22 protein-coding genes and 1 tRNA gene are annotated in these 26,762 nt (G+C 63.9%); 20 read left to right on the top strand and 3 right to left on the bottom strand.

Annotated elements, in window-relative coordinates; genetic code table 11:
• Positions 1–29: 29 nt before the first annotated feature.
• Both ygiD and AZ34_RS17620 read left to right on the top strand, forming a co-directional pair.
• The gene (gene ygiD, locus AZ34_RS11135) at positions 30–896 is read left to right on the top strand and encodes a 4,5-DOPA dioxygenase extradiol (RefSeq protein WP_035608063.1); all 867 of its coding nucleotides are present in this window, start codon (positions 30–32) and stop codon (positions 894–896) included.
• Positions 897–993: 97 nt separating this feature from the next.
• Positions 994–3,402 (top strand): EAL domain-containing protein, encoded by a 2,409-nt coding sequence (locus AZ34_RS17620; RefSeq protein ID WP_197026538.1) that lies wholly within the window; start codon positions 994–996, stop codon positions 3,400–3,402.
• A 78-nt stretch (positions 3,403–3,480) separates the two neighbouring features.
• On the opposite strand, the gene AZ34_RS11125 is transcribed toward AZ34_RS17620, so the two are convergent.
• Positions 3,481–4,677: an amino acid aminotransferase gene (locus AZ34_RS11125; RefSeq protein ID WP_035608061.1), complete on the bottom strand. Its 1,197-nt coding sequence runs from the start codon at positions 4,675–4,677 to the stop codon at positions 3,481–3,483.
• 130 nt (positions 4,678–4,807) lie between these two features.
• On the opposite strand from AZ34_RS11125, the gene uvrB reads away from it, so the two are divergent.
• The 17 genes from uvrB to AZ34_RS18345 all read left to right on the top strand — a co-directional run bounded on the left by uvrB (position 4,808) and on the right by AZ34_RS18345 (position 22,485).
• Positions 4,808–6,940 (top strand): excinuclease ABC subunit UvrB, encoded by a 2,133-nt coding sequence (gene uvrB / locus AZ34_RS11120; protein ID WP_231495514.1) that lies wholly within the window; start codon positions 4,808–4,810, stop codon positions 6,938–6,940.
• Between the two features lie 40 nt (positions 6,941–6,980).
• Positions 6,981–7,601, top strand: coding sequence for a histidine phosphatase family protein (locus AZ34_RS11115; protein ID WP_051509706.1), 621 nt, complete (start codon positions 6,981–6,983; stop codon positions 7,599–7,601).
• A gap of 157 nt (positions 7,602–7,758) precedes the next feature.
• The gene (gene iscR / locus AZ34_RS11110) at positions 7,759–8,295 is read left to right on the top strand and encodes a Fe-S cluster assembly transcriptional regulator IscR (RefSeq protein WP_035608060.1); all 537 of its coding nucleotides are present in this window, start codon (positions 7,759–7,761) and stop codon (positions 8,293–8,295) included.
• 59 nt (positions 8,296–8,354) lie between these two features.
• Positions 8,355–9,575, top strand: coding sequence for an IscS subfamily cysteine desulfurase (locus AZ34_RS11105; protein ID WP_035608057.1), 1,221 nt, complete (start codon positions 8,355–8,357; stop codon positions 9,573–9,575).
• A 21-nt stretch (positions 9,576–9,596) separates the two neighbouring features.
• Positions 9,597–9,992: a Fe-S cluster assembly scaffold IscU gene (iscU, locus tag AZ34_RS11100; protein WP_035608055.1), complete on the top strand. Its 396-nt coding sequence runs from the start codon at positions 9,597–9,599 to the stop codon at positions 9,990–9,992.
• A gap of 40 nt (positions 9,993–10,032) precedes the next feature.
• On the top strand, positions 10,033–10,356 hold the full coding sequence (gene iscA / locus AZ34_RS11095; RefSeq protein WP_035608053.1) for an iron-sulfur cluster assembly protein IscA: 324 nt from the start codon (positions 10,033–10,035) through the stop codon (positions 10,354–10,356).
• Between the two features lie 21 nt (positions 10,357–10,377).
• Positions 10,378–10,899, top strand: a complete 522-nt coding sequence (hscB, locus tag AZ34_RS11090; RefSeq protein ID WP_197026537.1) for a Fe-S protein assembly co-chaperone HscB — start codon at positions 10,378–10,380, stop codon at positions 10,897–10,899.
• A gap of 16 nt (positions 10,900–10,915) precedes the next feature.
• Complete coding sequence (gene hscA, locus AZ34_RS11085) at positions 10,916–12,796, top strand: Fe-S protein assembly chaperone HscA (RefSeq protein WP_035608051.1); 1,881 nt, start codon at positions 10,916–10,918, stop codon at positions 12,794–12,796.
• 42 nt (positions 12,797–12,838) lie between these two features.
• Positions 12,839–13,177 carry an ISC system 2Fe-2S type ferredoxin gene (gene fdx / locus AZ34_RS11080; RefSeq protein WP_035608049.1) on the top strand — a complete coding sequence of 113 codons (339 nt, stop codon included), beginning with the start codon at positions 12,839–12,841 and terminating at the stop codon, positions 13,175–13,177.
• A gap of 46 nt (positions 13,178–13,223) precedes the next feature.
• Positions 13,224–13,955 (top strand): DNA polymerase III subunit epsilon, encoded by a 732-nt coding sequence (gene dnaQ / locus AZ34_RS11075; protein WP_035608047.1) that lies wholly within the window; start codon positions 13,224–13,226, stop codon positions 13,953–13,955.
• Positions 13,956–14,065: 110 nt separating this feature from the next.
• Positions 14,066–14,140, top strand: a tRNA-Val gene (locus tag AZ34_RS11070).
• Positions 14,141–14,202: 62 nt separating this feature from the next.
• Positions 14,203–14,919, top strand: a complete 717-nt coding sequence (locus AZ34_RS11065; RefSeq protein WP_197026536.1) for a TetR/AcrR family transcriptional regulator — start codon at positions 14,203–14,205, stop codon at positions 14,917–14,919.
• A 13-nt stretch (positions 14,920–14,932) separates the two neighbouring features.
• Positions 14,933–16,132, top strand: coding sequence for an efflux RND transporter periplasmic adaptor subunit (locus AZ34_RS11060; protein ID WP_035608043.1), 1,200 nt, complete (start codon positions 14,933–14,935; stop codon positions 16,130–16,132).
• A 52-nt stretch (positions 16,133–16,184) separates the two neighbouring features.
• The gene (locus AZ34_RS11055; protein ID WP_035608041.1) at positions 16,185–19,340 is read left to right on the top strand and encodes an efflux RND transporter permease subunit; all 3,156 of its coding nucleotides are present in this window, start codon (positions 16,185–16,187) and stop codon (positions 19,338–19,340) included.
• A 61-nt stretch (positions 19,341–19,401) separates the two neighbouring features.
• Positions 19,402–20,826, top strand: a complete 1,425-nt coding sequence (locus AZ34_RS11050; RefSeq protein WP_231495513.1) for an efflux transporter outer membrane subunit — start codon at positions 19,402–19,404, stop codon at positions 20,824–20,826.
• 64 nt (positions 20,827–20,890) lie between these two features.
• On the top strand, positions 20,891–22,042 hold the full coding sequence (locus AZ34_RS11045) for an NAD(P)/FAD-dependent oxidoreductase (RefSeq protein ID WP_035608039.1): 1,152 nt from the start codon (positions 20,891–20,893) through the stop codon (positions 22,040–22,042).
• The gene (locus AZ34_RS18345) at positions 22,039–22,485 is read left to right on the top strand and encodes a hypothetical protein (protein WP_155831790.1); all 447 of its coding nucleotides are present in this window, start codon (positions 22,039–22,041) and stop codon (positions 22,483–22,485) included. Before AZ34_RS11045 ends, AZ34_RS18345 begins: the two co-directional genes overlap by 4 nt.
• Positions 22,486–22,618: 133 nt before the next feature.
• Here the strand turns inward: AZ34_RS18345 and AZ34_RS11040 are convergent, their stop codons facing one another.
• Positions 22,619–23,716, bottom strand: a complete 1,098-nt coding sequence (locus tag AZ34_RS11040) for a quinone-dependent dihydroorotate dehydrogenase (RefSeq protein ID WP_035608037.1) — start codon at positions 23,714–23,716, stop codon at positions 22,619–22,621.
• Between the two features lie 63 nt (positions 23,717–23,779).
• Here AZ34_RS11040 and rpiA point away from each other — a divergent pair, with 63 nt between their 5' ends.
• Positions 23,780–24,457: a ribose-5-phosphate isomerase RpiA gene (gene rpiA / locus AZ34_RS11035; RefSeq protein WP_035608035.1), complete on the top strand. Its 678-nt coding sequence runs from the start codon at positions 23,780–23,782 to the stop codon at positions 24,455–24,457.
• 167 nt (positions 24,458–24,624) lie between these two features.
• On the opposite strand, the gene AZ34_RS11030 is transcribed toward rpiA, so the two are convergent.
• Positions 24,625–26,730: a M3 family metallopeptidase gene (locus AZ34_RS11030; protein WP_197026535.1), complete on the bottom strand. Its 2,106-nt coding sequence runs from the start codon at positions 26,728–26,730 to the stop codon at positions 24,625–24,627.
• Between the last annotated feature and the right edge of the window lie 32 nt (positions 26,731–26,762).

The raw sequence follows: 26,762 nt of genomic DNA, 5'->3' as shown, positions 1-26,762 counted from the left end.
CAATATAACAGTTGGGAACCTTGAACACCATGTCCACTTCCATTCCCAGCCTGGCGGCGCAGGCCACCGATACTCCGATGCCCGTGCTCTTCATCGGACACGGCAGTCCGATGAATGCCATCGAGGACAACAGCTACCGCCGCAGCTGGCAGTCCCTGGGGGCAGCCTTTGGTGAGGGGGGACGCTGGCCCCGGCCTCGGCTGATCCTCTGCATCTCGGCGCACTGGCTGTCCAATGGCTGGTGGCTGACCGGACAGGCCCAACCCCGCACCATCCATGACTTCGGCGGTTTCCCTGCGGAGCTCTTCGCGCAGCAGTATCCGGCAGCGGGCGCACCCGAGGCCGCGCGCGCCATCGCCGACTGGCTGGGCGAGGACTGGGACGTGGGCGTGGACGAAGGTGTGGGAGAGCAGGGCTGGGGGTATGACCATGGCAGCTGGGGCGTGCTCAAGCCTATGTTTCCCGAGGCTGACATCCCCATGCTGCAACTCAGCATGGACTACCACCGCTCACCCGCGGACCATTTCGCCCTGGGCGGCAGACTCGCCGCCTTGCGCGATCAGGGTGTACTCATCGTGGGCAGCGGCAACATCGTGCACAACCTGCGCGCCGCCCGTTGGGGCGCCCAGGACGAAACCTCTGCCTATGACTGGGCCCGGACTTTCGATGAAGAAGTCACCCGCCGCATCGAGGCGGGTCAACTTGCCGCCTTGGCGGATTTCCAACAACTGGGCGACGTGGCGCGCCTGTCCCATCCCACGCATGAGCATTTCTTGCCCCTGCTGTACACGGCCGGGGCGGTCGACCCGCAGCGGGACCGCGTCGAGTTCTTCAACGCGGGCATCCAGATGGCCTCGATCTCGATGCGTTCAGTGATCTGGAGCCGCGGCGCCTGAGCCGCGTTGACCGGGCACCTGCCCGGTTGTAAGGGGTTGCGACAGCGTCGCGTGTCGCATCCTTGCCGTATAAGATCAGAGGAACCGGATGGTGACCATGGTCCACTTTTTCAAACACCTGAGTCTCAAGGCCCGGCTCCTGCTGACAATCTTGCCGCTGGTGGTCTCCGGGCTCTGGTTGCTGGCGGTGCGGGTGACCGGGGTCATGCAAAGCGAGCTCGAGCAGATGCTCGCGGCTCAGTTGTCGACGACGGTGGAGTATGTGACCATCGATCTGGACAGCAAGATCCAATTGCGTCATGACAGCATGGCGGTCGTCGCGGCCGGCATCACCCCGACCATGCTGGCCGAGCCGGCGGCGCTGGCTTCCTATCTGCAGTACAAGAAGATGCCGCTGAGCATCTTTCCGACAGGGGTCTTCGTCGCCAACGCCGACGGCGTGATCGTGGGTGAACAGATTCCCTTGCCTGGCCGGCTTGGTGGTGTGATCACGAACAGTTCCTACTTCCTCGAAACCATGCGCACCGGCAAGCCCGCCATCAGCGAACCCAGGCTGGGGCAGGTGGCCCAGAAGCCCATCGTGTTCATCACGGAGCCCTTGAAGACCCCCGAGGGGCGCACGGTTGGGGTGCTGGCCGCGGCCATGTACCCGAGTGACGCCCATTTGTTCGGCAAACTGGAGTCCATCAAACTCGGCCAATCGGGCTATTTCGTGGTGTTGGCACCTCAGCACAACCTCATCGTCTCGGCCACGGACCAGTCGCGGGTCATGCAGGCCATGCCAGCCAAGGGGCTCAACCCCTTGCTGGATAGGCGGCTTGAACAGGGGTATGACGGCCCGGGGGTGTCGGCCACGTCGCAAGGTATCGAAACCTTTTCGGTCAGCCGCCGCATGAAGACCACGGGTTGGATGGTGCTGGCCGGGGTGCCGACTCAAGAAGCTTTTGCCTCCATCACGGCCTTGCGTTGGCAGGTCTATCTGGCGGCCTTCTTGCTGTCGGTGCTCGTGGCCTTGGCGCTCTACCAGATCGTGCGCCGCCAGTGGGCGCCGATCGACGCGGCTGGAGCGCGCATCCGACGCATGACCCAAGGCCGGGAGCCCTTCGCACCCTTGCCGATTGAGCGCAAGGACGAGATCGGTGCACTGCTGGATGACTTCAATGAGCTGATCCTCTGGCGCAAGAAAGCGGAGCGGCAGATGGAGTACCTCGCGCACCACGACACCCTGACCGGCCTGCCCAATCGGGTGCTGGTGCAGGACCGATTCGCGCACGCCAAGTCCCGGGCGGACCGTGAAGGCACGAAACTGGCTTTGCTTTTCCTCGATCTTGATGGCTTCAAGACCATCAACGATTCCCTGGGGCATGGTGTGGGCGACGCCTTGCTGCGGCAGATCGCCGAGCGCCTGGGTGGTTGCGTGCGCGACAGCGACACCATCAGTCGTCTGGGGGGCGACGAGTTCCTCGTGCTGCTGTCGGACATCACCAGCGCGGATGACACCGGGCCGGTTCTGCTCAAGCTGCTGGAGCGCCTGCATGAGCCAGTCCGCGTGGAGGCGCGGGAGCTGTCGACCTCGGTGTCGGTGGGGGTGTCCATCTATCCCGACGATGGACATGACTTCGACACGCTGCTCAAGAAGTCGGACATGGCCATGTACCGCGCCAAGGACGCCGGACGCAACACCTACCGTTACTTTGACGAGCAGATGAATGTCGAGGCCGTCGAACAGCTGGCCCTGCGCAGTGATTTGCGACATGCACTGGAACGCTCCGAGTTCGTGCTGCATTACCAGCCTCAGATTGAGCTGGCGACCGGCCGTGTGATCGGCGCCGAAGCCCTGGTTCGCTGGAATCACCCTGAACGCGGGATGGTGATGCCGATGCGTTTCATACCTGCCGCGGAGGAGAGCGGCCTGATCATTCCACTCGGTGCCTGGGTCATGCACGAAGCCTGCCGCCAGGCTGCCGCCTGGCGTCGGGCGGGACTGCCTCCGTTGGTGATGGCGGTCAACCTGTCGGCCGTGCAGTTCAGACGGGGCGATGTGGAGCAGACCGTGATCGCCGTGTTGGAGGCTGCTGGCCTGCCTCCGGAATGGCTGGAGCTGGAGCTCACCGAATCCATCCTGATCCACGAGTCCGAGGGGGTGCTGGCCACGGTGCGGCGACTCAAGCAGCAGGGCGTGCGTTTCTCCATCGACGATTTCGGCACCGGTTATTCCAGCCTGTCCTACCTGAAACGCTTTGAGATCGACAAGCTCAAGATCGACCGTTCCTTCGTGCGCGACCTGGCCGTGGACGCGGACGATGCGGCCATCGTCCGCGCCATCATCCAGATGGCCCGCAGCCTGGGCCTGGCCACCATTGCCGAAGGCGTCGAAACCGACGAAATGCTGTCGCGCCTGCGTGCCTTCGGCTGCGACGAGGCTCAGGGTTATTACTTCGCGCGACCCATGCCGGTCCAGGACTTCGAGCGTTACCTGCACGAGCAGAATGCACGCGCCGATTGATTCAGGGGGCCAAGTGGAAAAAACAAAAGCCGCCCGTGGGCGGCTTTTGTTCGCATCGAAGTCTGCGGTGATCCGAGGTCAGATCACCTGCGCGATGGCCTTGCAGACGTAGTCCACGTTCTTGCTGTTGAGCGCAGCCACGCACATGCGGCCCGTGTCGGTGCCGTAGACGCCGAACTCGTTGCGCAGGCGCACCATCTGGTCTTTGGACAGACCCGAGTAGCTGAACATGCCCACCTGCTGGGTGATGAAGCTCATGTCTTGCTTCACGCCGGCGGCCTTGAGGCCATCCACCAGTTTCTGGCGCATCTGCTTGATGCGCTGGCGCATCTCGCCCAGTTCCTTTTCCCATAAGGCACGCAGTTCGGGGTTGTTCAGCACCGCGGCCACCACCGCGCCACCATGCGTGGGCGGGTTGCTGTAGTTGGTGCGGATCATGATCTTGAGCTGGGAGAGCACGCGGTCGGCCTCTTCCTTGCTGGCGGCCAGCACCGAGAGCGCGCCCACGCGCTCGCCGTAGAGGCTGAAGCTCTTGGAGAAACTGGTGGAGACGAAGAACAGAAGGCCGGCGGCGACGAACTTGCCGATGACCGCACCGTCCTCGGCCAGGCCAGCGCCAAAGCCCTGGTAAGCCATGTCCAGGAAGGGCGTGAGCTGGCCAGCCTTGACGACGGCGATCACCTGGTCCCACTGCGCGGGCGTGATGTCGTAGCCCGTGGGGTTGTGGCAGCAGGCGTGCAGCACGACCACGGTGCCCGGCGCTGCGGCTTTCAGGTCCGCCAGCATGCCTTCGAAGTCGATGCCGCGCTTGGCCGCATCGTAGTAGCGGTAGCTTCCAACTTCGAAGCCGGCTTGCGTGAACAGGGCACGGTGGTTTTCCCAGCTCGGATCGGAGATGAGCACTTTGGCCTTGGGGTTGAGTTTTTTGAGGAAATCCGCGCCGATCTTCAGGCCGCCGGTGCCGCCCAGACCTTGCACGGTCGCGACACGGCCACTCTTGACGACTTCACTGTCCGCGCCGAACACCAGGCCCTTGACCGCCGCGTCATAGGCCGCAATGCCGTCGATGGGCAGGTAGCCGCGCGCGGCGGGTTTTTCCATCAGAGTCTTCTCCGCCGCTTGCACGCACTGCAACAGGGGCAGCTTGCCGTTGTCGTCGTAATACACGCCCACGCCGAGGTTGACCTTGTTGGGGTTTGCGTCGGCCGCGTACTGTTCATTCAGACCAAGGATGGGATCGCGCGGCGCCATCTCGACGGCGGAGAAGAGAGACATAAAACTCCTTGAGGGAAGGTGTAAGCAAAGAGGGTGAGCGGGTTTGTGGAATTCGGGAATGGCGTATTCTCGCCAATTACCCAAAGCAGCCCTGGATTTTACCGGGCGTCCATCCCCTGCCTGCACCGTCATGTCCGTCACGCCCTCTGCCTCCGCCGTCCTGCCTGATACCGCTGAAGCGGGTGCATTGGCTACGTCAGCCGAAGGCGCGACCGGTCAGTTCGTTTCCTTTCCAGGCTCGCCGTTCGAGCTGTTTCAGCCGTATCCGCCCTCTGGGGATCAGCCCGAGGCCATCCGCCAACTGGTGGAAGGCGTCGAGGACGGCGAGGTGTTCCAGACCCTGCTGGGCGTGACGGGCTCGGGCAAGACCTACACCATGGCCAATGTGATCGCCCGCCTGGGGCGGCCGGCCATCATCTTCGCGCCGAACAAGACCCTGGCGGCGCAGCTGTACAGCGAGTTTCGAGAGTTCTTCCCGCGCAATGCGGTCGAGTACTTCGTCAGTTATTACGACTACTACCAGCCCGAGGCCTACGTGCCGCAGCGTGACCTCTTCATCGAGAAGGACAGCGCGATCAACGAGCACATCGAGCAACTGCGACTGTCCTGCACCAAGAGCCTGCTGGAGCGGCGTGACGTGGTCATCGTCGCCACCGTCAGCGCGATCTACGGCATCGGCAAACCCGAGGACTACCACCAGATGATTCTGACGCTGCGCGCTGGCGACAAGCTGGGTCAGCGTGACGTGATCGCCCAACTGGTGCGCATGCAGTACCAGCGCAATGACATGGAGTTCTCGCGCGGTACTTTCCGCGTCCGAGGCGACACCATCGACGTGTTTCCCGCCGAACACTCCGAGTTGGCGCTGCGCGTTGAGCTGTTCGACGATGAAATCGAGAATCTGCAGCTTTTCGACCCGCTGACGGGGCGCATCAAGCAGAAGATCTCGCGCTTCACCGTCTACCCGAGCAGTCACTACGTGACCCCGCGTGAGCAGGTGCTCAAGGCCGTGGAAACCATCAAGGTGGAGCTGGTCGATCGCGTGAAGGAGTTCGTGGACGCTGGTAAGCTGGTCGAGGCCCAGCGTCTTGAGCAGCGCACCCGCTTCGATCTTGAAATGCTCAGTGAGGTGGGGCATTGCAAGGGAATCGAGAACTACACCCGACATCTGTCCGGTGCTCAACCGGGTGATCCTCCACCTACCTTGACCGACTACCTGCCCCGGGACGCCCTGATGTTCCTGGACGAAAGCCACGTCATGATCGGCCAGCTCGGCGGGATGTACAACGGAGACCGGGCGCGCAAGACCACGCTGGTCGAATATGGCTTCCGTCTGCCCAGCGCGCTGGACAACAGGCCGCTCAAGTTCGAGGAATTCGAGACCAAGATGCGCCAGGCCGTTTTTGTCTCGGCCACGCCGGGCGACTGGGAAAAGGCTCACACCGGCGCGGTCGTGGAACAACTGGTGCGGCCCACGGGGCTGATCGACCCGGAAGTCGAGGTGCGCCCGGCTTTGCACCAAGTGGACGATGTGCTGCAAGAGATTCGCCTGCGCGTGGAGCTTCATGAGCGCGTGCTGATCACCGTCCTGACCAAGCGCATGGCCGAGCAGCTGACCGACTACCTGACGGAAAACGGCGTCAAGGTGCGGTATCTGCACAGCGACGTGGATACCGTGGAGCGGGTCGAGATCCTGCGCGATCTGCGTCTGGGCACCTTTGACGTCCTGGTGGGGATCAACCTGCTGCGTGAGGGCCTGGACATTCCCGAGGTTTCGCTGGTGGCCATCCTGGACGCGGACAAGGAGGGTTTCCTGCGCTCGGAGCGCAGCCTGATCCAGACCATCGGTCGGGCCGCGCGCAATTTGCGCGGCAAAGCCATTCTCTACGCCGATCGCGTCACCGACTCCATGAAGCGCGCACTGGGGGAAACCGAGCGCCGGCGCGCCAAGCAGATCGCCCACAACACCGAGCACGGCATCACGCCGCGCGCCATCGTCAAACAGGTGCGTGACTTGATTGACGGTGTCTACAGTGAAAAGGCGGGCCGGGAATCGGAGCGTCTTGAAAGAGAGGCCATGGCCCGGGCCCAGGTGGAAGACATGAGCGAGAAGGACGTGGCGCGCGAGATCAAGCGGCTGGAAAAGCAGATGCTGGAGCACGCAAAGAATCTGGAGTTCGAGCAGGCGGCGAAGACGCGCGATCAGTTGACGATGCTCAAGGCGCGAGCCTTCGGCGCCGCCGTGCCGGATCACCCTGCCTAGTGTCCGACCCGCTGGCCCACAGATGCGAGGAGTTCAGCCCATGATGTTCACGATGCTCCTGCGACGAGGTTTGGCGCTCTTTGCCCTCGTGGCGGTCACGTTGCCTGTGCCAGCCCTGGAAGTCAACGACGATGCACTGTGGTCACTGCTCAAGAAAGGGGGGCAGGTCGTGCTGGTTCGTCATGCGCAGACCACGCCTGGCGTCGGTGATCCCGTTGGCATGACGTTGAACCAATGCGCCACCCAGCGCAATCTGAACGATGAAGGTCGCCGCGAGGCCACGTTGCTGGGCGAGGCTTTGCGTCGCCAGGGCGTGTCAACCAGGCTTGTGCTTTCTAGCCCATGGTGTCGTTGCATTGAGACAGCACGTCTGGTGTTTGGGCATGCGCCTCAAAACCAGGTTGAGTTGGGTAATTTGTTTGATCGTCCGGAACAGGCGTCGGCCCAAACGCAAGCGCTGAGGCGCTTGTTGGCCGAAGTCACGCACGCGCCGTCCAAAGATCCGGGCAATGTGTTCATGTTCACCCATGGTTCCACCGTGCATGCGCTGCTGGGACTGTCGCCTGCCACGGCGGAGATGGTGATCTTGACGCCGGAGCCGGGCGGTTTTCGACTGGCGGGCCGTTTGCTCGTGCGGCAGCCGCCCTACGGCGGCAACTGAGCAACTGCTTGAACTTAAAGACCCTGATCCCGAGCGGGGTAGCGGGTCTTTGGGTATACTTGAGTTCCTTACTCGGGCATTGTGCGCTCTAAAGAAGCGGTATAGCCCGGGACTTATTGGACCACAGGACGCACCCCGGACTGGAAAGGAGCTTGCCATGCGCCTCACGACCAAAGGCCGTTTTGCGGTCACTGCCATGATTGACCTGGCCCTGCGCCAGAGCAATGGGCCCGTGACCCTGGCGGCGATCAGCCAGCGCCAGCAGATCTCTCTCTCTTATCTGGAACAGCTGTTCGGCAAGCTGCGCCGTCACGAGTTGGTGGAGTCCACCCGCGGTCCCGGCGGTGGTTACACCCTGGCACGAAAAGCTGCGGACATCACCGTGGCCGACATCATTCTGTCGGTGGACGAACCTCTGGATGCCACCCAATGCGGGGGCAAGGAAAACTGCCAGGGCAACGATGGCGGCCGTTGCATGACGCACGAGCTGTGGTCGGCCCTCAACACCCGCATGGTCGAGTTCCTGGACTCCGTCACGCTGCAGAAGCTGGTGGACGAACAGCTGGCCAAGGGCCTGGTGGTGGAAGACCGGCCGGCCATCAAGCGCGCGATTTCGGTCGCGCCCGTGGTCAAGCCGGTGCGCGTGAACGCACCGAATTCGGTGTTCGCGCTGGGCAATGTCTTCAAGTCCTGAACCGTCAGGCCCTGCAGGCAGTGAGATTTTCCCGATAACAAGATATTGAGCACAGAGCCATGGACATGACGCCTCATTTCCCCATCTACATGGACTACGGCGCGACCACGCCGGTGGATCCGCGCGTCGTGGATGCGATGATCCCCTGGTTGCGCGAGCACTTCGGCAATCCGGCTTCGCGCAGCCATGCATGGGGCTGGGAGGCGGAAGAAGCCGTTGAAAAAGCCCGCAGCCATGTGGCTGAGCTGATTGGCGCCGACCCGCGCGAGATCGTCTGGACCTCCGGCGCCACCGAGAGCAACAACCTGGCGCTCAAGGGCGCGGCCCATTTCTACAAAGAAAAGGGCAAGCACCTCATCACCGTCAAGACCGAGCACAAGGCTGTGCTCGACACCATGCGTGAGCTGGAGCGTCAGGGGTTCGAGGTGACTTACCTTGATGTGCGTGAAGACGGCTTGCTGGACTTCGACGTGCTCCAGGCCGCCATTCGTCCGGACACCATCCTGATCAGCGTGATGTTCGTGAACAACGAGATCGGCGTGATCCAGGACATTCCTGCCATCGGCAAGTTGTGCCGCGAGAAGGGGCTCATCTTCCACGTCGATGCCGCACAGGCCACCGGCAAGGTTGCGATCGACCTGGCCCAACTGCCGGTGGATTTGATGAGCCTGGCCTCGCACAAGACCTATGGTCCCAAGGGCATCGGCGCGCTCTACGTGCGCCGCAAGCCGCGCGTGCGCCTGGAAGCACAGATGCACGGGGGTGGACACGAGCGCGGCATGCGTTCGGGCACCCTGCCCACGCACCAAATCGTCGGCATGGGCGAGGCTTTCCGTATCGCCAAGCTCGAGATGGCGCAGGACCTGGCAAAGGCCCGTCATCTGCAGAAAAAGCTGCTCGATGGCTTGAAGGACGTGGAGCAGGTCTTCCTGAATGGTCACCTCGAAAAGCGCGTGCCGCACAACCTGAACATGAGCTTCAACTTCGTCGAGGGCGAGTCGCTCATCATGGGTATCAAGGGGCTGGCGGTGTCCTCTGGCTCGGCCTGCACTTCCGCGAGCCTGGAGCCCAGCTATGTGCTGAGGGCGCTGGGCCGCAGTGACGAATTGGCGCACAGCAGTCTGCGCATGACCATCGGTCGCTTCACGACCGACGAGGAAATCGACTACGCGATCACGACGATCAAGCACAACGTCGCGAAGTTGCGTGAGCTCAGCCCACTGTGGGAAATGTTCAAGGACGGGGTTGACTTGAATACCATCCAATGGGCTGCACATTGAAGAGCACGAAGGAGTAACACCATGGCATACAGCGACAAAGTCATTGACCACTACGAGAACCCGCGCAACGTCGGCTCCTTCGACAAGGGCGACGACACGGTCGGCACCGGCATGGTGGGCGCGCCTGCCTGCGGCGACGTGATGAAGCTGCAGATCAAGGTGAACCCGTCCACAGGCGTGATCGAGGACGCCCGCTTCAAGACCTACGGCTGCGGTTCGGCCATCGCTTCCAGCTCGCTCGTGACCGAATGGGTCAAGGGCAAGACGCTGGACGAGGCGGCCGCGCTCAAGAACAGCCAGATCGCCGAGGAACTGGCCCTGCCGCCGGTGAAGGTGCATTGCTCCATCCTCGCCGAGGACGCGATCAAGGCCGCAGTGGACGACTACCGCAAGAAGCACGCACAGGTCGCGGCCTGAACTTGCCCCGATTTGGCACAAAGTCTGAGAGAAGAAGGAAATGGCCGTCACCCTCACTGAATCCGCCGCCCGCCACGTGAGCCGCTACCTGAGCAGGCGCGGCAAGGGTGTGGGCGTGCGCCTGGGCGTGAAGACCACAGGCTGCTCCGGCTTGGCCTACAAGCTTGAGTACGTGGACGATGTCGCCCCCGAGGACATCGTGTTCGAGGGGCATGGCGTCAAGGTGTTGGTCGATCCCAAGAGCTTGTCCTACATCGATGGCACCCAGCTTGATTATGTGCGCGAGGGTCTTAACGAAGGGTTCAAGTTCAACAACCCGAACGAGCGTGACCGTTGCGGTTGCGGTGAGTCGTTCCGCGTCTGAGCGCTCGCATCCGGTTCCTGCGTGGCTACTCTGCAGTCAGACGACTTTGAGCTGTTCGGCCTGCCGCGGCAGTTTGCGCAGGATCGGGCCGTGATCGACGCGCGGTGGAAGGACCTGCAGCGCGAAGCCCATCCCGATAAGTTCGCGGCCCAGGGGCCGGCGGCGCAGCGCCTCGCCATGCAATGGTCGGTGCGCATCAACGAGGCTTACCAGCGCCTCAAGGATCCGCTCAAGCGCGCGGCTTATCTCTGCGAGTTGAATGGCGTAGCCGTGAAAGCCGAGGACAACACCGCCATGCCGGCGGAGTTCCTGATGCAGCAGATGACCTGGCGCGAGGCACTGGACGAAGCCGAGGACCTGGGCGCGCTGGATGCCTTGAGCGATGAAGTGGGCGCCGCACGCGCACGCGTGCTGTCCTCCTTCGATTGGTTGTTGGACGAGAAGGGTGACCACGCCGGCGCCGTTCAACAAGTGCGGTCCCTGATGTTCATCGAGCGTTTCGCTCAGGACGTTGAAGCCCGCTACGAAAGCATGGAAAGCTGAGCAAGCATAAAAAGAAATGGCCCTGCTGCAAATTTCAGAACCCGGTCAAGCGCCCGATCCGCACCAGCGTCGCATCGCGGTAGGCATAGACCTGGGCACCACCCATTCCCTCGTGGCGGCCGTACGCAATGGCGTCGCGGAATGCCTGCCCGATGCGCAAGGCCGTGTCATCCTGCCCTCAGTCGTGCGCTATCTGCAGGAAGGTCGCGAAATCGGCCACGCCGCGCGTGAGCAGCAAATCCACGACCCGGGCAACACCATAGCTTCCGTCAAGCGCCTGATGGGGCGCGCCTTGGCGGACATTCCTCAGCCCGACAAACTGCCGTATGCCTTGACGGACGGCGGACAGGCGGGCGCATCGAATGCGCAGGGCATGGTGCGCATCCGCACTATCGCGGGCGATAAGAGTCCGGTGGAAGTCAGCGCCGAAATCCTCGCGACGCTGCGCCAGCGCGCCGAAGACACCTTCGACAGCGATCTTCACGGCGCGGTCATCACCGTTCCGGCGTATTTCGACGATGCGCAGCGGCAGGCCACCAAGGATGCCGCGCAACTGGCCGGGCTGAACGTGCTGAGGCTGATCAACGAGCCGACGGCAGCCGCCATTGCCTACGGTCTCGACAATGCCAGTGAGGGCATCTATGCCGTCTATGACCTGGGGGGCGGCACCTTCGATATTTCCATCCTGCGCCTGAGCCAAGGGGTGTTCGAAGTCATTGCCACCGGGGGCGACTCGGCCCTGGGCGGGGACGACTATGACCAGGCTCTGGCCGAACTCATGTTGGCGCAGACGGGTCTGCGCGCCGACACGCCCGAGGACCGGGCGTATCTGCTGGCCGAGGCCCGGGCTGCGAAGGAGGCACTGTCCGATGACGACATAGTGACGGCTGAAATCGAACTGTCGAGTGGCAGCGCCGACCTGTCGCTGAACCGTGAACAGTTCGAGGCGTGCACCGCCGCGCTGACTACACGCACCCTGGCCGCCGTGCGCAAGGCGCTGCGCGATGCCAAGCTGCGCGTGGAAGATGTGAAGGGTGTGGTGATGGTGGGCGGCTCCACGCGCATGCCCGTCATCCAGCGTGTGGTCGGTGAATTGTTTGGCACGGCGCCGCTCACCAACCTCAATCCCGACGAGGTCGTGGCCTTGGGCGCGGCCATCCAGGCCAACCAGTTGGCGGGCAATAATCCCGCGGGCGATCTGCTCCTGCTGGATGTCATTCCCTTGTCTCTGGGCATTGAAACCATGGGCGGATTGGTTGAGCGCATCGTGCCGCGCAACACCACCATCCCCACCGCGATGGCCCAGGACTTCACGACTTACCAGGATGGGCAGACGGCGCTCTCCCTGCATGTCGTGCAGGGAGAGCGCGACTTGGTCGCCGATTGCCGCAGCCTGGCCCGCTTTACCTTGCGTGGCATTCCGCCCATGGCGGCGGGCGCGGCGCGCATCCGCGTGACCTTCACGGTCGATGCCGATGGCCTGCTCAGCGTGAGCGCGAAGGAGCAGACCAGTGGCGTGGAGGCCAGCATCCAAGTCAAGCCCAGTTACGGCCTGGGCGACGATCAGATCGCGCGCATGCTGCAAGAAAGTTTTGCCACCGCGCAGCAGGACATGCAGGCGAGGGCGCTGGCTGAGGCCCGCGTCGAGGCCGACCGCATGCTGCTGGCCACACGCAGTGCGCTCGCGGCCGATGCCGATTTGCTTTCACCGCAAGAGCGGGCCGCGATGGACGCCTTGATGCAAACGCTGGCGAGCCTGCGCACGAGCAGCGAGGACGCCAAGGCCATCGACGCGGCCACCGAGGCCCTGGCCAAGGGCACGGAAGCCTTTGCCGCACTGCGCATGAACCGCGGCATCCAGAAGGCGCTGTCGGGCAAGAACATCGAAGCGGTCTGAGCCCCAGTCCGAGCGTCCCAGCTCTCTGAAAGAATTCATTCCATGCCTGTCATCAAAGTCCTGCCTCACCCCGAGTACGCCCCTGAAGGGGCGGAAATCCAGGCCCAGCCAGGCGACTCGATCTGCGAGGTGCTGCTTGACAACCACATCGCCATCGAGCACGCCTGCGACATGAGTTGCGCCTGCACGACCTGCCACGTCATCGTGCGCGAGGGCTACAACTCGCTCAACGAACTGGATGAGAACGAGGAAGACCTGCTGGACCGGGCCTGGGGTCTGACCCCGCAGTCGCGTCTGAGCTGCCAGGCCATCGTGGCCCGGGAGAACCTGGTGGTCGAGATTCCCAAGTACTCGATCAACCACGCCAAGGAAAACCACTGAGCTGGCGCCCCGCGCATCGACACCCCGGCTCCGTATCATTGCGCCTATGCGTCAAATCGTTCTGGATACCGAAACCACGGGCCTGTCCGCCGAAGGCGGCGACCGCATCATCGAACTGGGTTGCGTGGAGCTGCTGAACCGCAAGCTCAGCGGCAACAACCTGCATTTCTACTTCAATCCCGGGCGCGACAGCCATGAAGACGCCTTGCGGGTGCACGGCATCAGCAACGAGTTTCTCCGCGACAAGCCCAAGTTCGCGGAGGTGGTGCAGGAGATCCTGGCCTACCTGCAGGGCGCGGAAATCATCATCCACAACGCGGCCTTTGATGTGAGCTTCCTGAACAAGGAGTTGGAGCTGATTGGCCTGCCGGCGTTTCACACCTTCGTCGGCGGTGTCACGGACACCCTGGCCATGGCCAAGGAGCTGTATCCGGGCAAGCGCAACTCACTCGATGCCTTGTGCGATCGCCTGGGCGTGGACAACTCCGGACGTACCTTGCACGGCGCCTTGCTGGACGCCGAGCTGTTGGCCGATGTCTACATCAACATGACGCGTGGACAGGACGCTTTGTTGATTGATGCGGGGGATGCCGAGCAATTGACGGGGCTTGGTTTCGAGCGCGTCGATCTGTCGCGTTTTGACCTCCCTGTGCTGCCTGCTTCCGAGCAGGAACTGGCCGCGCACGACGAAGTGCTTGCACAAATCGACAAGGCCTGCGGCAGCAAGACCGTGTGGCGTCGGTTCGTCTTGCCCGCGCAGGTGCCGGAAAGTCATTGAACTTGTGGCATAATCTTGGTCTCTTGAGAACGCAGGGGTCTGCAGAGGCCCAGCAAGTCGTCGCAAGCCAGCAGCCGCACTTCGGTTGCATGTGCAGACGCAAAAATCAAGGGCGATTAGCTCAGCGGTAGAGCACTGCATTCACACTGCAGGGGTCACATGTTCGATCCATGTATCGCCCACCAACCACGGTAAAGGGCCACAACTTCGGTTGTGGCCCTTTTGCTTTTTGCGGCGGATGGGCCCGATGCAGCACATCCTTTCCGTTTTGCGGGTCTATGTCCCTTATTCTGAAATGGACTTGTCAGTCCAGTCCGGATTGGACTGGACAGTCCAGTATGATTTTGGGATGACCGAAGAAACCCGTACCGATACGCGCGCGCGCATTCTGCAGGCCGCCCTCGACACCTTCAGGGAAAAAGGCTACGCCGCCGGCGTGGACGACATCGCGCGTCGGGCCGGGGTCGTCAAACAGACCCTTTACCACCACTTTGGCAGCAAGGAAGTGCTGTTTCGCGAAGCCTTCACCGGTTTTTGCAGCATGCTGGTGGTCGACGCTGCCGGCAGTTCCGGTTCGGTGCGCGAGGAGATCCTGCGCTTTGTCGAGGCCTTTGAAAGCCGGGTGCTGAGCGAGGAGGGGTTGGCCATGCACCGGGTCATGATGGCCGAGTTGCAGCGTTTCCCCGAATTGGCGCACACGATGCATGAGTCGTGGCAAGTGGCCCAGAACCGGTTGGTCCGCCTGCTTCGATCCGGCATGGAGCGCGGGGAACTGCGACAGGAGCCCGCCGAATTCGCGGCGGAGGTACTGATCAGCCTCCTGACGGGCGTGCACCGGGGGCGTTTGATGGGCAAACCCCTGCACGAGTCGCAACTGTCTCCCGCGCAAATCGTGGAAGTTTTCATGCGTGCTTTCGCGCCCGACGCGAAAGCTGCAACCCCTCATTTCCCCATTCATCTCTAAAGAAGGACTGCCCATGTACGCCCCTGCTTTCCGACTTTTCGCGCCCGCTTCGATGCCGCGCGTGTACGCCCTGGCGCTCGCCATCTCCGTGCCTGTGCTGCTGGCTGCCTGCGGCAAATCCGAAGCCACTGCAGCGGCCGGTGGTCCACCGGCCATGCCGCCGATGGAGGTCTCGGTGGTGATCGCCAGTCCCGGCGAGGCTCTGCTGACCAAGGAGCTGCCCGGGCGTTTGCAAGCCTGGCGCACGGCGGAGGTCCGCGCCCGCGTCGAGGGCATCGTGGAAGAGCGCCTGTTCAATGAAGGTTCCGAGGTCAAGGCCGGCATGCCGCTGTACCGCATCGATGCGCGTACCTACAAGACCACCTACGCCGCAGCCAAGGCGGACCTCATCGCTGCGCAGGCCGTGGTCAATCGCTATCGGCCCCTGGTCGAAATCAAAGCCGTGAGCCAGCAGGAGCTGGACACCGCGGAGGCACGCCTGCGTCAGGCCGAAGCCGCGCTGGCGCGCGCGGAATTGGACCTGGAAAACACCACGGTGCCCGCTCCGATCTCGGGCCGCATCGGGCGTTCCCTGGTCACAGAAGGAGCCCTGGTCGGGCGCGGCGAAGCCACCCAGCTGGCCACCATCGAGCAGATCGATCCGATTTATGTGAACTTCACGCAGAGCAGTGTCGAGCTGCTGACCCTGCGCGAAGCCATCAACAGCGGCCGCTGGAAAGAGGCCGAAACCCGTCGCATGGAGCTGGTGCTGGAAAACGGCAGTACCTATGCGCTGCCGGGCAAACTGCTGTTCTCGGACTTGGCGGTCGATCCCAACACGGGCTCGGTCTCCATGCGCGCCGAGTTCCCCAACCCCAAGAAGGAATTGCTGCCCGGCATGTTCGTGCGCGTGCGCTATCCGCAGGCACGGGCTGACCAGCTCATCACCCTGCCGCAACGTGCGGTGATGTTGACGCAAGGCGGCGCCATCGTGATGGTGGTGGGCTCGGACGGCAAGGTCGCACCGCGTCCGGTGCAACTGGGCGGCATGAGCGGCAGCAACTGGACGGTGACCGGTGGCCTGTCCGGCGGCGAGCAGGTCATGGTCGAAGGGCATATGAAGGCTCCGCCCGGCAGCACCGTCAAGCCGGTGCCCTGGAATCCGTCCCCGGCAACCGGTGCCACCGCGCAAGGGCAGAGCGGCACCGCGCCTGGCGCGGGCCAGGGCCGCTGAGCGCGCATAAACAGGCACGCGAGCGAAAGAAGAACAAAACAAGGAAACCGACATGGCCCGTTTTTTCGTCAACCGACCGGTTTTTGCCTGGGTGCTGGCGCTGGTGATCATGCTGGCTGGCGCCCTGGCGCTGCGCCAATTGCCCATTGCCCAATACCCCGAGGTCGCGCCGCCCGCGCTAGCCATCAGCGTGACCTATCCTGGCGCCTCGGCCCAGGTGGTCGAGAACACCGTGGTGTCGCTGATCGAGCAGGAGATGAACGGCATTGAAGGTCTGCTCTACATGGATTCCTCCTCGGAGCAGAGCACCGGCACCATCAACCTGACCTTCCAGACCGGCACCGACATCGAGGTCGCTTCGGTCGAGGCCCAGAACCGCGTCAAGCGTGTCGAGGCCCGTCTGCCCGACGAGGTGAAACGTCTGGGTGTGAACGTCACCAAGACCCGGCGCAACTACCTGATGTTCGTCATGCTGTACTCGCCCGACGGCAGTCGCAGCAGCGTGGACCTCGCCAGCTACGCGGCCAGCAATGTGCTGGACGAAATCCGCCGCGTGCCGGGCGTGGGCGAGGCGCAGATGTTCGGGTCGGAATACTCCATGCGTCTGTGGGTGGACCCCGACAAGCTGGCGTCCTACAAGCTCAGCCCCAGTGACGTGATCGCCGCCGTGCGCGCGCAGAACGTGTTGCTGGCCGTGGGCGAGGTGAATCAGCCGCCCGCGCCCGCAGGCATGGAATACGCCGCGTCGGTCATCACGCGCGGCCGGCTGAGCACACCGCAGGAGTTTGGCAACGTGGTGGTGCGCGCGCAGTCGGACGGCTCGCTGGTGCGCGTGCGCGACGTGGCCCGCGTCGAGCTGGGCGCGCAGGACTACTCCGTCTTCGCGCGCATCGACGGCAAGGCGGCAGCGGGGGTGGGCATCAAGGTCGCGCCGGGTGCGAACGCCCTGGACACGGCCAAGGCGGTGCGCGCTCGCATGGAGGAGTTGGGTCGTTTTCTGCCCCAGGGCATGACCTGGGAAGTGCCCTATGACACCACCCCCTTCATTGACGTCTCCATCCAGGAGGTGATCAAGACCCTGATCGAGGCCGTCATCCTGGTGTTCATCGTGATGTACCTGTTTCTGGAAAACTGGCGCGCCACGCTGATTCCGACCATCGTGGTGCCGATCTCCCTGATCGGCGCTGCGTTGGGCTTGTATGTGCTGGGCTATTCCATCAACGTGCTCACCTTGTTCGCGATGGTGCTGGCCATCGGCATCGTTGTGGACGATGCCATCGTGGTGGTGGAGAACGTCGAGCGCATCATGGAGGAGGAGCACTTGCCGCCACGCGAGGCCACGGCCAAGGCCATGGACCAGATCGTCGGCGCCATCATCGGCATCACCGTGGTGCTGTCGGCGGTGTTCATTCCCATGGCCTTCTTCTCGGGTTCCGTGGGCGCGATCTACCGGCAGTTTGCCGTGACCTTGGTGCTGACCATGCTCTTCTCGGCGCTGATGGCGCTGACGCTCACGCCGGCGTTGTGCGCGACCCTGCTCAAGCACGATCCCAGCGGACATGCCTTGCCCAGCACGGGCTTTTTCGGATGGTTCAACCGCACCTTCCTCGCGGCCACGCAGCGTTATGTGGGCACGGTGCGCAAGCTGCTGGGCAAGCCCGGGCGCTGGCTGGTGGTCTACGGTGCCATCGTGGCCGCTGCGGTCTTGATGTTCGCCAAGCTGCCGGGCAGCTTCCTGCCCGAGGAAGACCAGGGCTACTTCATCACCATGGTCCAGTTGCCGCCCGGCGCCACGCAGGAACGCACGGTGGCCGTGATGGAGCAGGCCGAGAAATTCTTCCTGAGCCAGCCCGAGGTGGAGCACGCCGTCGGCATCGTGGGTTTCTCCTTCTTCGGTCGTGGCCAGAACGCGGGCCTGCTGTTCGTGCGACTGAAGGACTGGGAACTGCGTCAGGAAGAGAAAAACAGCGTCAAGGCCGTGGTGCAGCGCGCCAACGGCGCCCTGTTCATGCTCAAGCAAGCCTTCATCTTCAGCATCAACCCGCCGCCCATCCCCGAACTGGCGGCCGTGGGTGGTTTTGACTTCCGCTTGCAGGACCGGGGTGGCCTGGGGCGCGAGCAACTCGCGCAGGCCCAGGCGCTGGCCTTGCAAGCAGCCTCGCGGAACCCCGCACTCGCGGGCGTGCGGATGGACGGCATGCCCCCGGGTCCGCAGCTTTTGCTGGAGATTGACCGCGAGAAGGCCCAGACCCTGGGCGTGGACATCGCCGTCCTGAACGACACGCTGCAGACCTTGTTCGGCACGGCCTACATCAACGACTTCGAGCGCAACGGCCGCGTGCTGCGCGTGCAGATGCAGGCTGATCCTGCCGTGCGCACCAGCCCCGAGGCCATGCTGCGCGTGCAGGTGCGCAACCGCACGGGCGGCATGGTGTCCCTGTCCGAAGTGGTCAAACCGCTGTGGATGGTCGGTGCGCCCAAGCTCGACCGCTACAACGGCGTGCCCTCGGTCAAGCTCACCGGCAACCCCGCGCCAGGCTACAGCACGGGCCAGGCCATGGCCGCGATGGGCGGGATAGCCGCGCAGCTTCCGTCAGGCGTGGGGTACTCCTGGTCGGGTACCTCGTTCGAGGAAAGCCTGTCGGGCTCCCAGGCGCCCATGCTGTTCGCGATCTCGCTGATCGTCGTCTTCCTCTGCCTGGCAGCGCTTTACGAGAGTTGGTCCATTCCCTTCTCCGTGCTGCTGGTGGTGCCACTGGGTGTGTTTGGCGCCTTGCTGGCGGTGCTGCTGCGCGGACTGCCCAACGACGTCTACTTCAAGGTAGGCCTGATCGCGACCATCGGTTTGTCGTCCAAGAACGCCATCCTGATCATTGAGTTCGCGCGCAGCTTGCAGGACCAGGGCATGGCCTTGAAGGAGGCCATCATCGAGGCCTGCCGTCTGCGGCTGCGCCCGATCCTGATGACTTCGATCGCCTTCATCGTCGGCGTGCTGCCCCTGGCCATCTCCACCGGCGCGGGTGCCCAGAGCCGCCATGCCATCGGCACCGGCGTCATGGGCGGCATGATCGCTGCCACCGTGCTGGCCATCTTCCTGGTGCCGGTGTTCTACCTGACGGTGGGGCGCTTGTTCCCGGTCCGTGGCCGGGAAGGTGGTAAATCCACCGACGGCCTGCCTGCGCTGGAAGTGGGCCCGCGCCATGACTAAATTGCTGGAAGGAGCGGGCACCGAACCAATGTCCGCCTCCACGAACCCACATCCTCTGAACATGCGATTCATGCTTCGTTCCCTGTCCCTGGTGGCCGGGGCCGCCTTGCTGTCCGCTTGCTCGGTCATGGCACCGCGTTATGAACGCCCAGCCCTGGCCGTGCCGGATCTCTGGCCCGCCGAGATCCAGGTGGATGCCCGCACCGTGGCGGCCAAGCCTGTGGCCTGGGAGAGCTTCTTTCCCGACGAGCGCCTGCGCGCCCTGATCCAGTTGGCCTTGGCGAACAACCGCGACATGCGCATCGCCACGGCCCGCGTGCTGGAGGCTCAGGCGCTCTACGGCATTCAGCGCGCCGACCGCCTGCCCAGCGTCAACGTGGGCGGCAGCGTGGCGCGCAGCCGCACGCCGGGTGATCTGTCCGGCACGGGGAGTGCGGTCATCGGCCAGCGCGCGGATGTCAACGTGGCCATTCCTTCCTTTGAGCTGGACTTCTGGGGCCGCGTGGCCAGCCTCAGCGATGCCGCCAAGGCCAGCTACCTGGCGACCGAGCAGGCTGAGCGCAGCTTTCGCTTGTCGTTGATCGCCAATGTGGCCGACGGCTACCTCGCGTTGGCCGAGGCCAGCGAGCGTCTGCAACTGGCCCAGGCCACGCTCAAGACCCGCGCGCAGACCCGTGAATTGGTGGACCAGCGCCGCAAGGGCGGCCTGGCCGGCGACCTGGATTACCTGCAGGCCGATGCCGCCTACGAAGGCGCGCGCGCCGAGGTGGCCGCGCTCACGCGCCAGCAATCCGCCGCGCGCAACTACCTGTCCACGCTGGTCGGTACTCAGGCTGAGGATCTGCCTCCAGGCCGTGCCCTGGCCGAACAGGGCATCGCCCTGAACCAGCAGGCGGAACTGCCCTCGCAAGTGCTGCTGCGCCGACCCGACGTGCGCGCGGCCGAGCATCGCCTGCTGGCGGCCAACGCCAACATCGGCGCGGCGCGCGCGGCCTTCTTCCCGCGCATCGGCTTCACCGGTTCCACCGGTTTCGCGAGCTCCGAGATCGACGGTCTGTTCAATAGCGGTTCAGGCGCCTGGAGTTTCACGCCCAGCATCAGTCTGCCGATCTTCCAGGGTGGACGCAACCAGGCCAACCTGGACCTGGCCACGGTGCGCAAGGACATCGCCGTCGCCGAGTACGAGAAGACCCTTCAGCAAGCCTTCCGCGAAGTGGCCGACCAGCTCGTGGCCCGTGACCAGCTCGCCGCGCAACTGCAAGCGGTGGAGGCGCAGGAGCGTTCCCAGCAACGCGCGACCGTGATCGCCGAAGCGCGTTACGCGCAGGGCGTGGGCAGCTTCCTGGAGGTGCTGGACGCGCAACGCCAGCTCTTCGCCGTGCAGCAAAGCCTGATCCAGGTGCGCCGCAACATGTGGTCGGCGGCTGCCCAGCTCTACAAGGCACTCGGCGGCGGGGACGAGGTGGACGCAGGCAAGCAGGGCTGAGCCGCACCGCCCTCGTCACGCTCTTCAGCCCTGTTTCCGTTCCCGTCTGCACTATGCTTGACGCATGGAGCAGACCCTCGATCAAGTTGACGTTGTCGTCGCAGGCGCAGGCGTGGTGGGCCTGGCCGTTGCCCGCGCCCTGGCCCAAAGCGGGCGCGAAGTTCTGGTGCTGGAAGCCGCCGGGGCCATCGGCACCGGCACCAGTTCCCGCAACAGCGAAGTCATCCACGCCGGCCTCTACTACCCGACGGGCTCGCTCAAGGCGCGCCTTTGCGTGCAGGGACGCGACATGTTGTATGGCTACTGCGCCGAGCGGGGCGTGAACCACCGCCGCTGCGGCAAGCTGCTGGTTGCGACCAGCGAAGCGCAGATGCCTAAGCTGCACGCCATCGCGGCGCAGGCCGCCGCCAACGGCGTCCATGACCTGCAGTGGCTCAGCCGTGACCAAGCCCGCGCGCTGGAACCTGCTCTGGAATGCGTGGCCGCCTTGTTGTCGCCCAGCACCGGCATCATCGACAGCCACGGCCTCATGCTGGCCTTGCAGGGTGATCTGGAGAATGCGGGCGGCCAGGTGGTGTTCAACACGGCGGTGGCCCATCCGGTCGTTGTGCCGCAGGGCATTGAGGTGGAAGCGGTGGACCGCGCATCGCAAAGCAGCACCCGGCTGCTGGTCCGAACCTTCGTCAACGCGGCCGGGTTGAGCGCGCCCGCGCTGGCGCGCCAGATCGAAGGGTTGGACTCGCGTCACGTGCCGACGGCCCATTACGCCAAGGGCAGCTACTTCTCTCTTGCCGGGCGCGCGCCGTTTTCCCGCCTCATCTATCCCATGCCCGAAGGTGGCGGCCTGGGCGTGCACCTCACGCTGGACCTGGGAGGGCAGGCGCGTTTTGGTCCCGATGCCGAGTGGCTGACCGGCGTATCCACCGACACACTCGACTACACCGTCAACCCTGCGCGCGGCGATGCCTTCTACGCCGAAGTTCGCCGCTATTGGCCTGGGTTGCGGGATGGCGCGTTGTTGCCAGCGTATTCCGGGGTGCGCCCCAAGATCAGCGGGCGAGACGAGCCCGCCGCCGATTTTGTGATCCAGGGACCGGCCGACCATGGCGTGTCCGGGCTGGTCAACCTTTTCGGGATCGAATCGCCGGGGTTGACGAGTTGTCTGGCGATTGGGGAGCAGGTGCGGCACGTACTTGCTCTGGAGGTCGGGAAATGAAACGATTGATTCGTACGATTACCCTTGCTGCTTCATCTTTGGTGTTATCGGGATGCGCTGCTTTGGAGCCGTATTTGCTGGTGGGCGGCATCGCTTCGGCTGGGATCATGACTTATTCTCTTATAACTGGCCGGTGCATGAATGGGCTGTGTCCGGGGACCGAAGAATATAGAGAGAAGTACCATCCCAACTCCTATGCAGATTGGGGAAAAGCAGAAACCACGGATGAGCAGCGCCGAAAGGATGCACTGGATTGCGGAGGTACGTACGACCTATTTGCTCCTGACCGCTTTGTCGTCAACACATCCCAACTAGAAGCAGAGAGATATCCTGAAGAGCGGTACTTATTCTCTGCGAAGGACAGGCTGACAAAAAAATGGGCTGCATGTATGGAATCAAAAGGCTATACACCGCAGTCAGGGCCGTTCTACGGAAAACCGTGAGCCTATTTTGAAGTCCCCTTGATGTTCTGGTTTAGTAACGACGTCCCCCCGGAATTGAATAGCGGTTGAGCTTGGAGTCCCATCCCAAATGACAGGAGATTTGACATGAAGAAGAGGTTTGCGAAATGGCCGATCATTGGTTTGATCGGCGCTTGATTGCATCTCCCGTCTCCCTCACCAACCCCGGTCCCTGGTAAATGAACCCGGTGTAGATCTGCACCACATCTGCCCCGGCCTCGATCTTGCTGACCGCGTCCTGCGCGCTCAGGATGCCGCCCACGCCGATGATGGGGAAGTCCTTGCCCAGCGTAGCGCGCAGTTGGCGGATGACGCGGTTGCTGGCTTCTAGCACCGGTGCGCCAGAGAGGCCGCCAGTTTCTTCCGCATGCGGCAGGCCTTGCACTGCGTCGCGGGCCAGGGTGGTGTTGGTGGCAATCACGCCGTCCATGCCCTGGCGCTTGAGCGTGGCGGCGATCAGTTGCACCTGGGCTTCGTCCAGATCGGGCGCGATTTTCACGAAGATGGGCACGCGGCGTGGCGTCACGCCGCCCAGTCCATCGGGCGTGCCATGTTGCTGCGCCAATTGTTCGCGCCGCGCGGCGATGGCTGAGAGCAGGGCGTCGAGCGCTTCGTCGCTTTGCAGGCTGCGCAGGTTTTGGGTGTTCGGGCTGGATATGTTGACGGTCACGTAGTCAGCATGCGGGTACACGCCTTCCAGACCCTTGAGGTAGTCGTCCGTGGCGCGCTCGATAGGTGTGGCGGCGTTCTTGCCGATGTTCAGGCCCAGCAGGGCCGGGCGCGCATGGCCCTGGCGGAACTTGGCCTTCTGCACGTTGGCGATAAAGGCGTCCAGGCCCTCGTTGTTAAAACCCAGGCGGTTGATCAGCGCTTTCGCCTGGGGCAGGCGGAAGATGCGCGGCTTGGGGTTGCCGGGTTGGGGCAGGGGGGTGACGGTGCCGACTTCGACGAAGCCGAAGCCCATGGACGCGAAGGCGTCGATACAGCGGGCGTTCTTGTCCAGCCCGGCGGCCAGGCCCACGCGGTTGGGGAAGGTCAGGCCCGCGAGCGTGATCGGGTCCTCCACGCGAGTCTGGCGGTAGGCGCAGGCCAGCGGCGTGTTCTGCGTGCGGGCCAGGGCGTCGAGGGTGAAGTCGTGCGCGGCCTCGGCGTCCATCTTGAACAGCAGGGCGCGGGGCAGGGCGTAGGGGAGCAGGGAGGGGAGGAAGGACATTGGATAATTGTCCCAGAACCTTTTTCACCTTTTCCTTTTCGCCTTTCCCGCGATTCCCCTTCCATGACCCAAGACGAACTCAAAACCCTGGTCGGTCAGGCCGCGCTTCAGTATGTGGTCCCCGGCGAGATCGTCGGGGTCGGCACCGGTTCCACGGTGAACAAGTTCATTGACGCGCTGGCCGCGATGAAGGGCCAGATTCCCGGCGCGGTGTCCAGCTCCGTGGCCAGCACCGAGCGGCTGAAGGCCATCGGCATCCCGGTGTTCGATGCGAATGAGGTGGGGGAGCTGTCCGTCTACATCGACGGCGCGGACGAGATCGACGGCGCGGGCAACATGATCAAGGGCGGCGGCGCAGCGCTCACGCGCGAGAAGATCGTCGCGGCCCAGGCGCGGCGTTTCGTCTGCATTGCGGACGAGTCGAAGCTGGTCACGGTGCTGGGCCAGTTCCCGCTGCCGGTGGAAGTCATCCCCATGGCCACGCGGCGCATCACCCGCCAGTTCGAGGCGATGGGGGGCACCGTGACGCTGCGCCTGAAGGATGGCGCGCCCTTGCTGACCGACAACGGCCAGCACATCCTGGACGTGAAGGGCCTGCAGATCCGCGACCCGCTGGCCTTCGAGTCCGAGGTGAACCAGTGGCCGGGCGTGGTGACAGTGGGGGTGTTTGCGCACCAACGGGCGCAGATCTGTCTGCTGGGCACTCCCAACGGGGTACGCACGCTGAACTTCAAGCCCTGATGGTGGGGGGCCACGTTCAATGCGCCTACAGCTGGAGTCCGAGGACGTGGGGTGACTGCGCAGCGACATAAAGGGGGAATTCAAGGGCCGGTAGGCCCTTGAAGGAGGACAGTCGCGGAGCAGTCACCCCGCGTCCTCGGATGATGAAGTAACGGTTGAACGAAATCTCAAGCCGTTCCCGCCATCCCCTGATGCCGCAACAATGCCTCCAGGCTCGGCTCCCGCCCCCGGAAAGCCTTGAAGGATTCGATGGCCGGGCGTGAACCGCCCGCTTCCAGAATCGCTTGCCGGTACCTGCGCCCGGTCTCCACGCTGGGCATGCCGTCCGGTCCCACCGTTTCCTCGAAGGCCGCGTAGGCGTCTGCGCTCAGCACCTCGGCCCACTTGTAGCTGTAATAACCCGCTGCGTACCCACCCGCGAAGATGTGGCTGAAGGTGTGCGGCGTGCGGCTGAAGGAGGGCGCGGGCAGCAGGGCCACTTCCGCGCGCACCTGGCGCAACACCTCCATGAAGTCCGGCTGCGCGCCCGCCGTGTGCAGCAGCATGTCGTAGAGCGAGTACTCGATCTGCCGCAGGGTCTGCATGCCGCTCTGGAAATTCTTGGCCGCGATCATCTTGTCGTAGAGCGCGCGCGGCAGCGGTTCGCCCGTGTCGACGTGAGCGGTCATGTGGCGCAGCACCTCCCATTCCCAGCAGAAGTTCTCCATGAACTGGCTGGGCAGTTCCACCGCGTCCCATTCCACGCCGCTGATGCCGGACACATCCCGCTCGTTGACCTGGGTCAGCATGTGGTGCAGGCCGTGGCCGAATTCGTGGAACAGGGTGATGACGTCGTCGTGCGTCAGCAAAGCGGGCTTGCCATTCACACCGTCGGCGAAATTGCAGACCAGATGGGCCACCGGTGTTTGCAGCTGGCCGTTGTCCGGGCGCAGCCAGCGCGTGCGCACATCGTCCATCCAGGCGCCGCCGCGCTTGCCAGCGCGGGCGGGCTGGTCCAGGTAGAACTGGGCCAGCAACTGACCGCCGCGTTCGATGCGATAGAACTCCACCGCCGGGTGCCAGACGGGCGCACTGTCCTTGCGGATCTCCACCTCGAACAAGGTTTCCACGATCTTGAACAGACCGGCCAGCACGCGCGGCGCGGTGAAGTACTGCTTGACCTCCTGCTCGCTGTAGGCGTACCGGGCTTCCTTGAGTTTCTCGCTGATATAGCTCCAGTCCCAGGGCTGCGGGTCGGTGATGCCCAGTTCTTGCGCGGCAAATGCCCGCAGGTCGGCCACATCACGTTCGCCATAGGGCCTGGCTTTGGCGGCGAGGTCGCGCAGGAAGGTGATTACCTGTTCGGGCGTATCCGCCATCTTGGGCGCGACAGAGACTTCCGCATAGTTCCGATAGCCCAGCAACTTTGCTTCTTCGTCCCGCAGGGCGAGGATCTGGCCGATCAGCGCGGTGTTGTCGTACTGCTTGCCGTCGATTGCCGTGCCGTCCTTGCCGGGCGCGTAGGTTTCGGCCTGATCGGAGGCGCGTGTGACGAAGGCGCGGTAGAGGCGCCGGCGCAGTTCGCTGCTCTTGGCGAACTGCATCACGGGCAGGTAGCTCGGCATCTTGAGGCTGAGCTTGTAGCCGTCCCGGCCTTCGGCCTGGGCCGCGGCTCGCGCCGCCTGCAGCACATCGTCGGGCACACCGTCCAGTTCGTCGTCCGTGGCGTAGTAGGCCCAGTTGTCGGTGGCGTCCAGCACATGCTCGCTGAATTTCTGATTGGCTTCGGCCTGTTCTTCCTGGATGCGTGCAAAGCGTTCCTTGGCCGCGCCTTGCAGTTCCGCACCGCCCAGCACGAAGCCTCGCAAGGCGTTCTTATGGGCCTGCCGCTGCTCGGCGTTCAGGTTTTCGGGGGCGATGGCCTTGTACTTGGCGTACAGCCGTTCGTCCGAACCCAGTCGGGTCCAGAACTCGGTCACGCGCGGCAGGGCGGCGTTGTAGGCGGCGCGCAACTCGGGCGTGTCGGCGACGGCGTTGAGGTGGCTGACCGTGCCCCAGGCCCGGCCCAGCCGCTCTGTGGCCACGTCCAGCACCTGGGCGATGGCTTTCCAGTCGGCGGGGTAGTCCGGTTTCGTCACGGTGTCGAGCGCAGTTTCGGCTTCGGCCAGCAAGCTGTCCAGCGCCGGGGCCACGTGCGCCGGGGTGATGCGGTCGAACAGGGGGAGGCCGGACGCGTCCAGCAAGGGGTTGGTGGAGTCGGTAGCGGCGGAGGTGGGTGCGGTCATGCCCGACATTTTGCGTTATCCGGCCGCAGTTCAAGGCCCGG

This window comes from Hylemonella gracilis str. Niagara R (assembly GCF_000600295.1).
Classification (GTDB): domain Bacteria; phylum Pseudomonadota; class Gammaproteobacteria; order Burkholderiales; family Burkholderiaceae_C; genus Hylemonella; species Hylemonella gracilis_A.
Note: the sequence above shows the minus strand (reverse complement) of the source record. Positions and strands in the feature narration are given on the sequence as shown.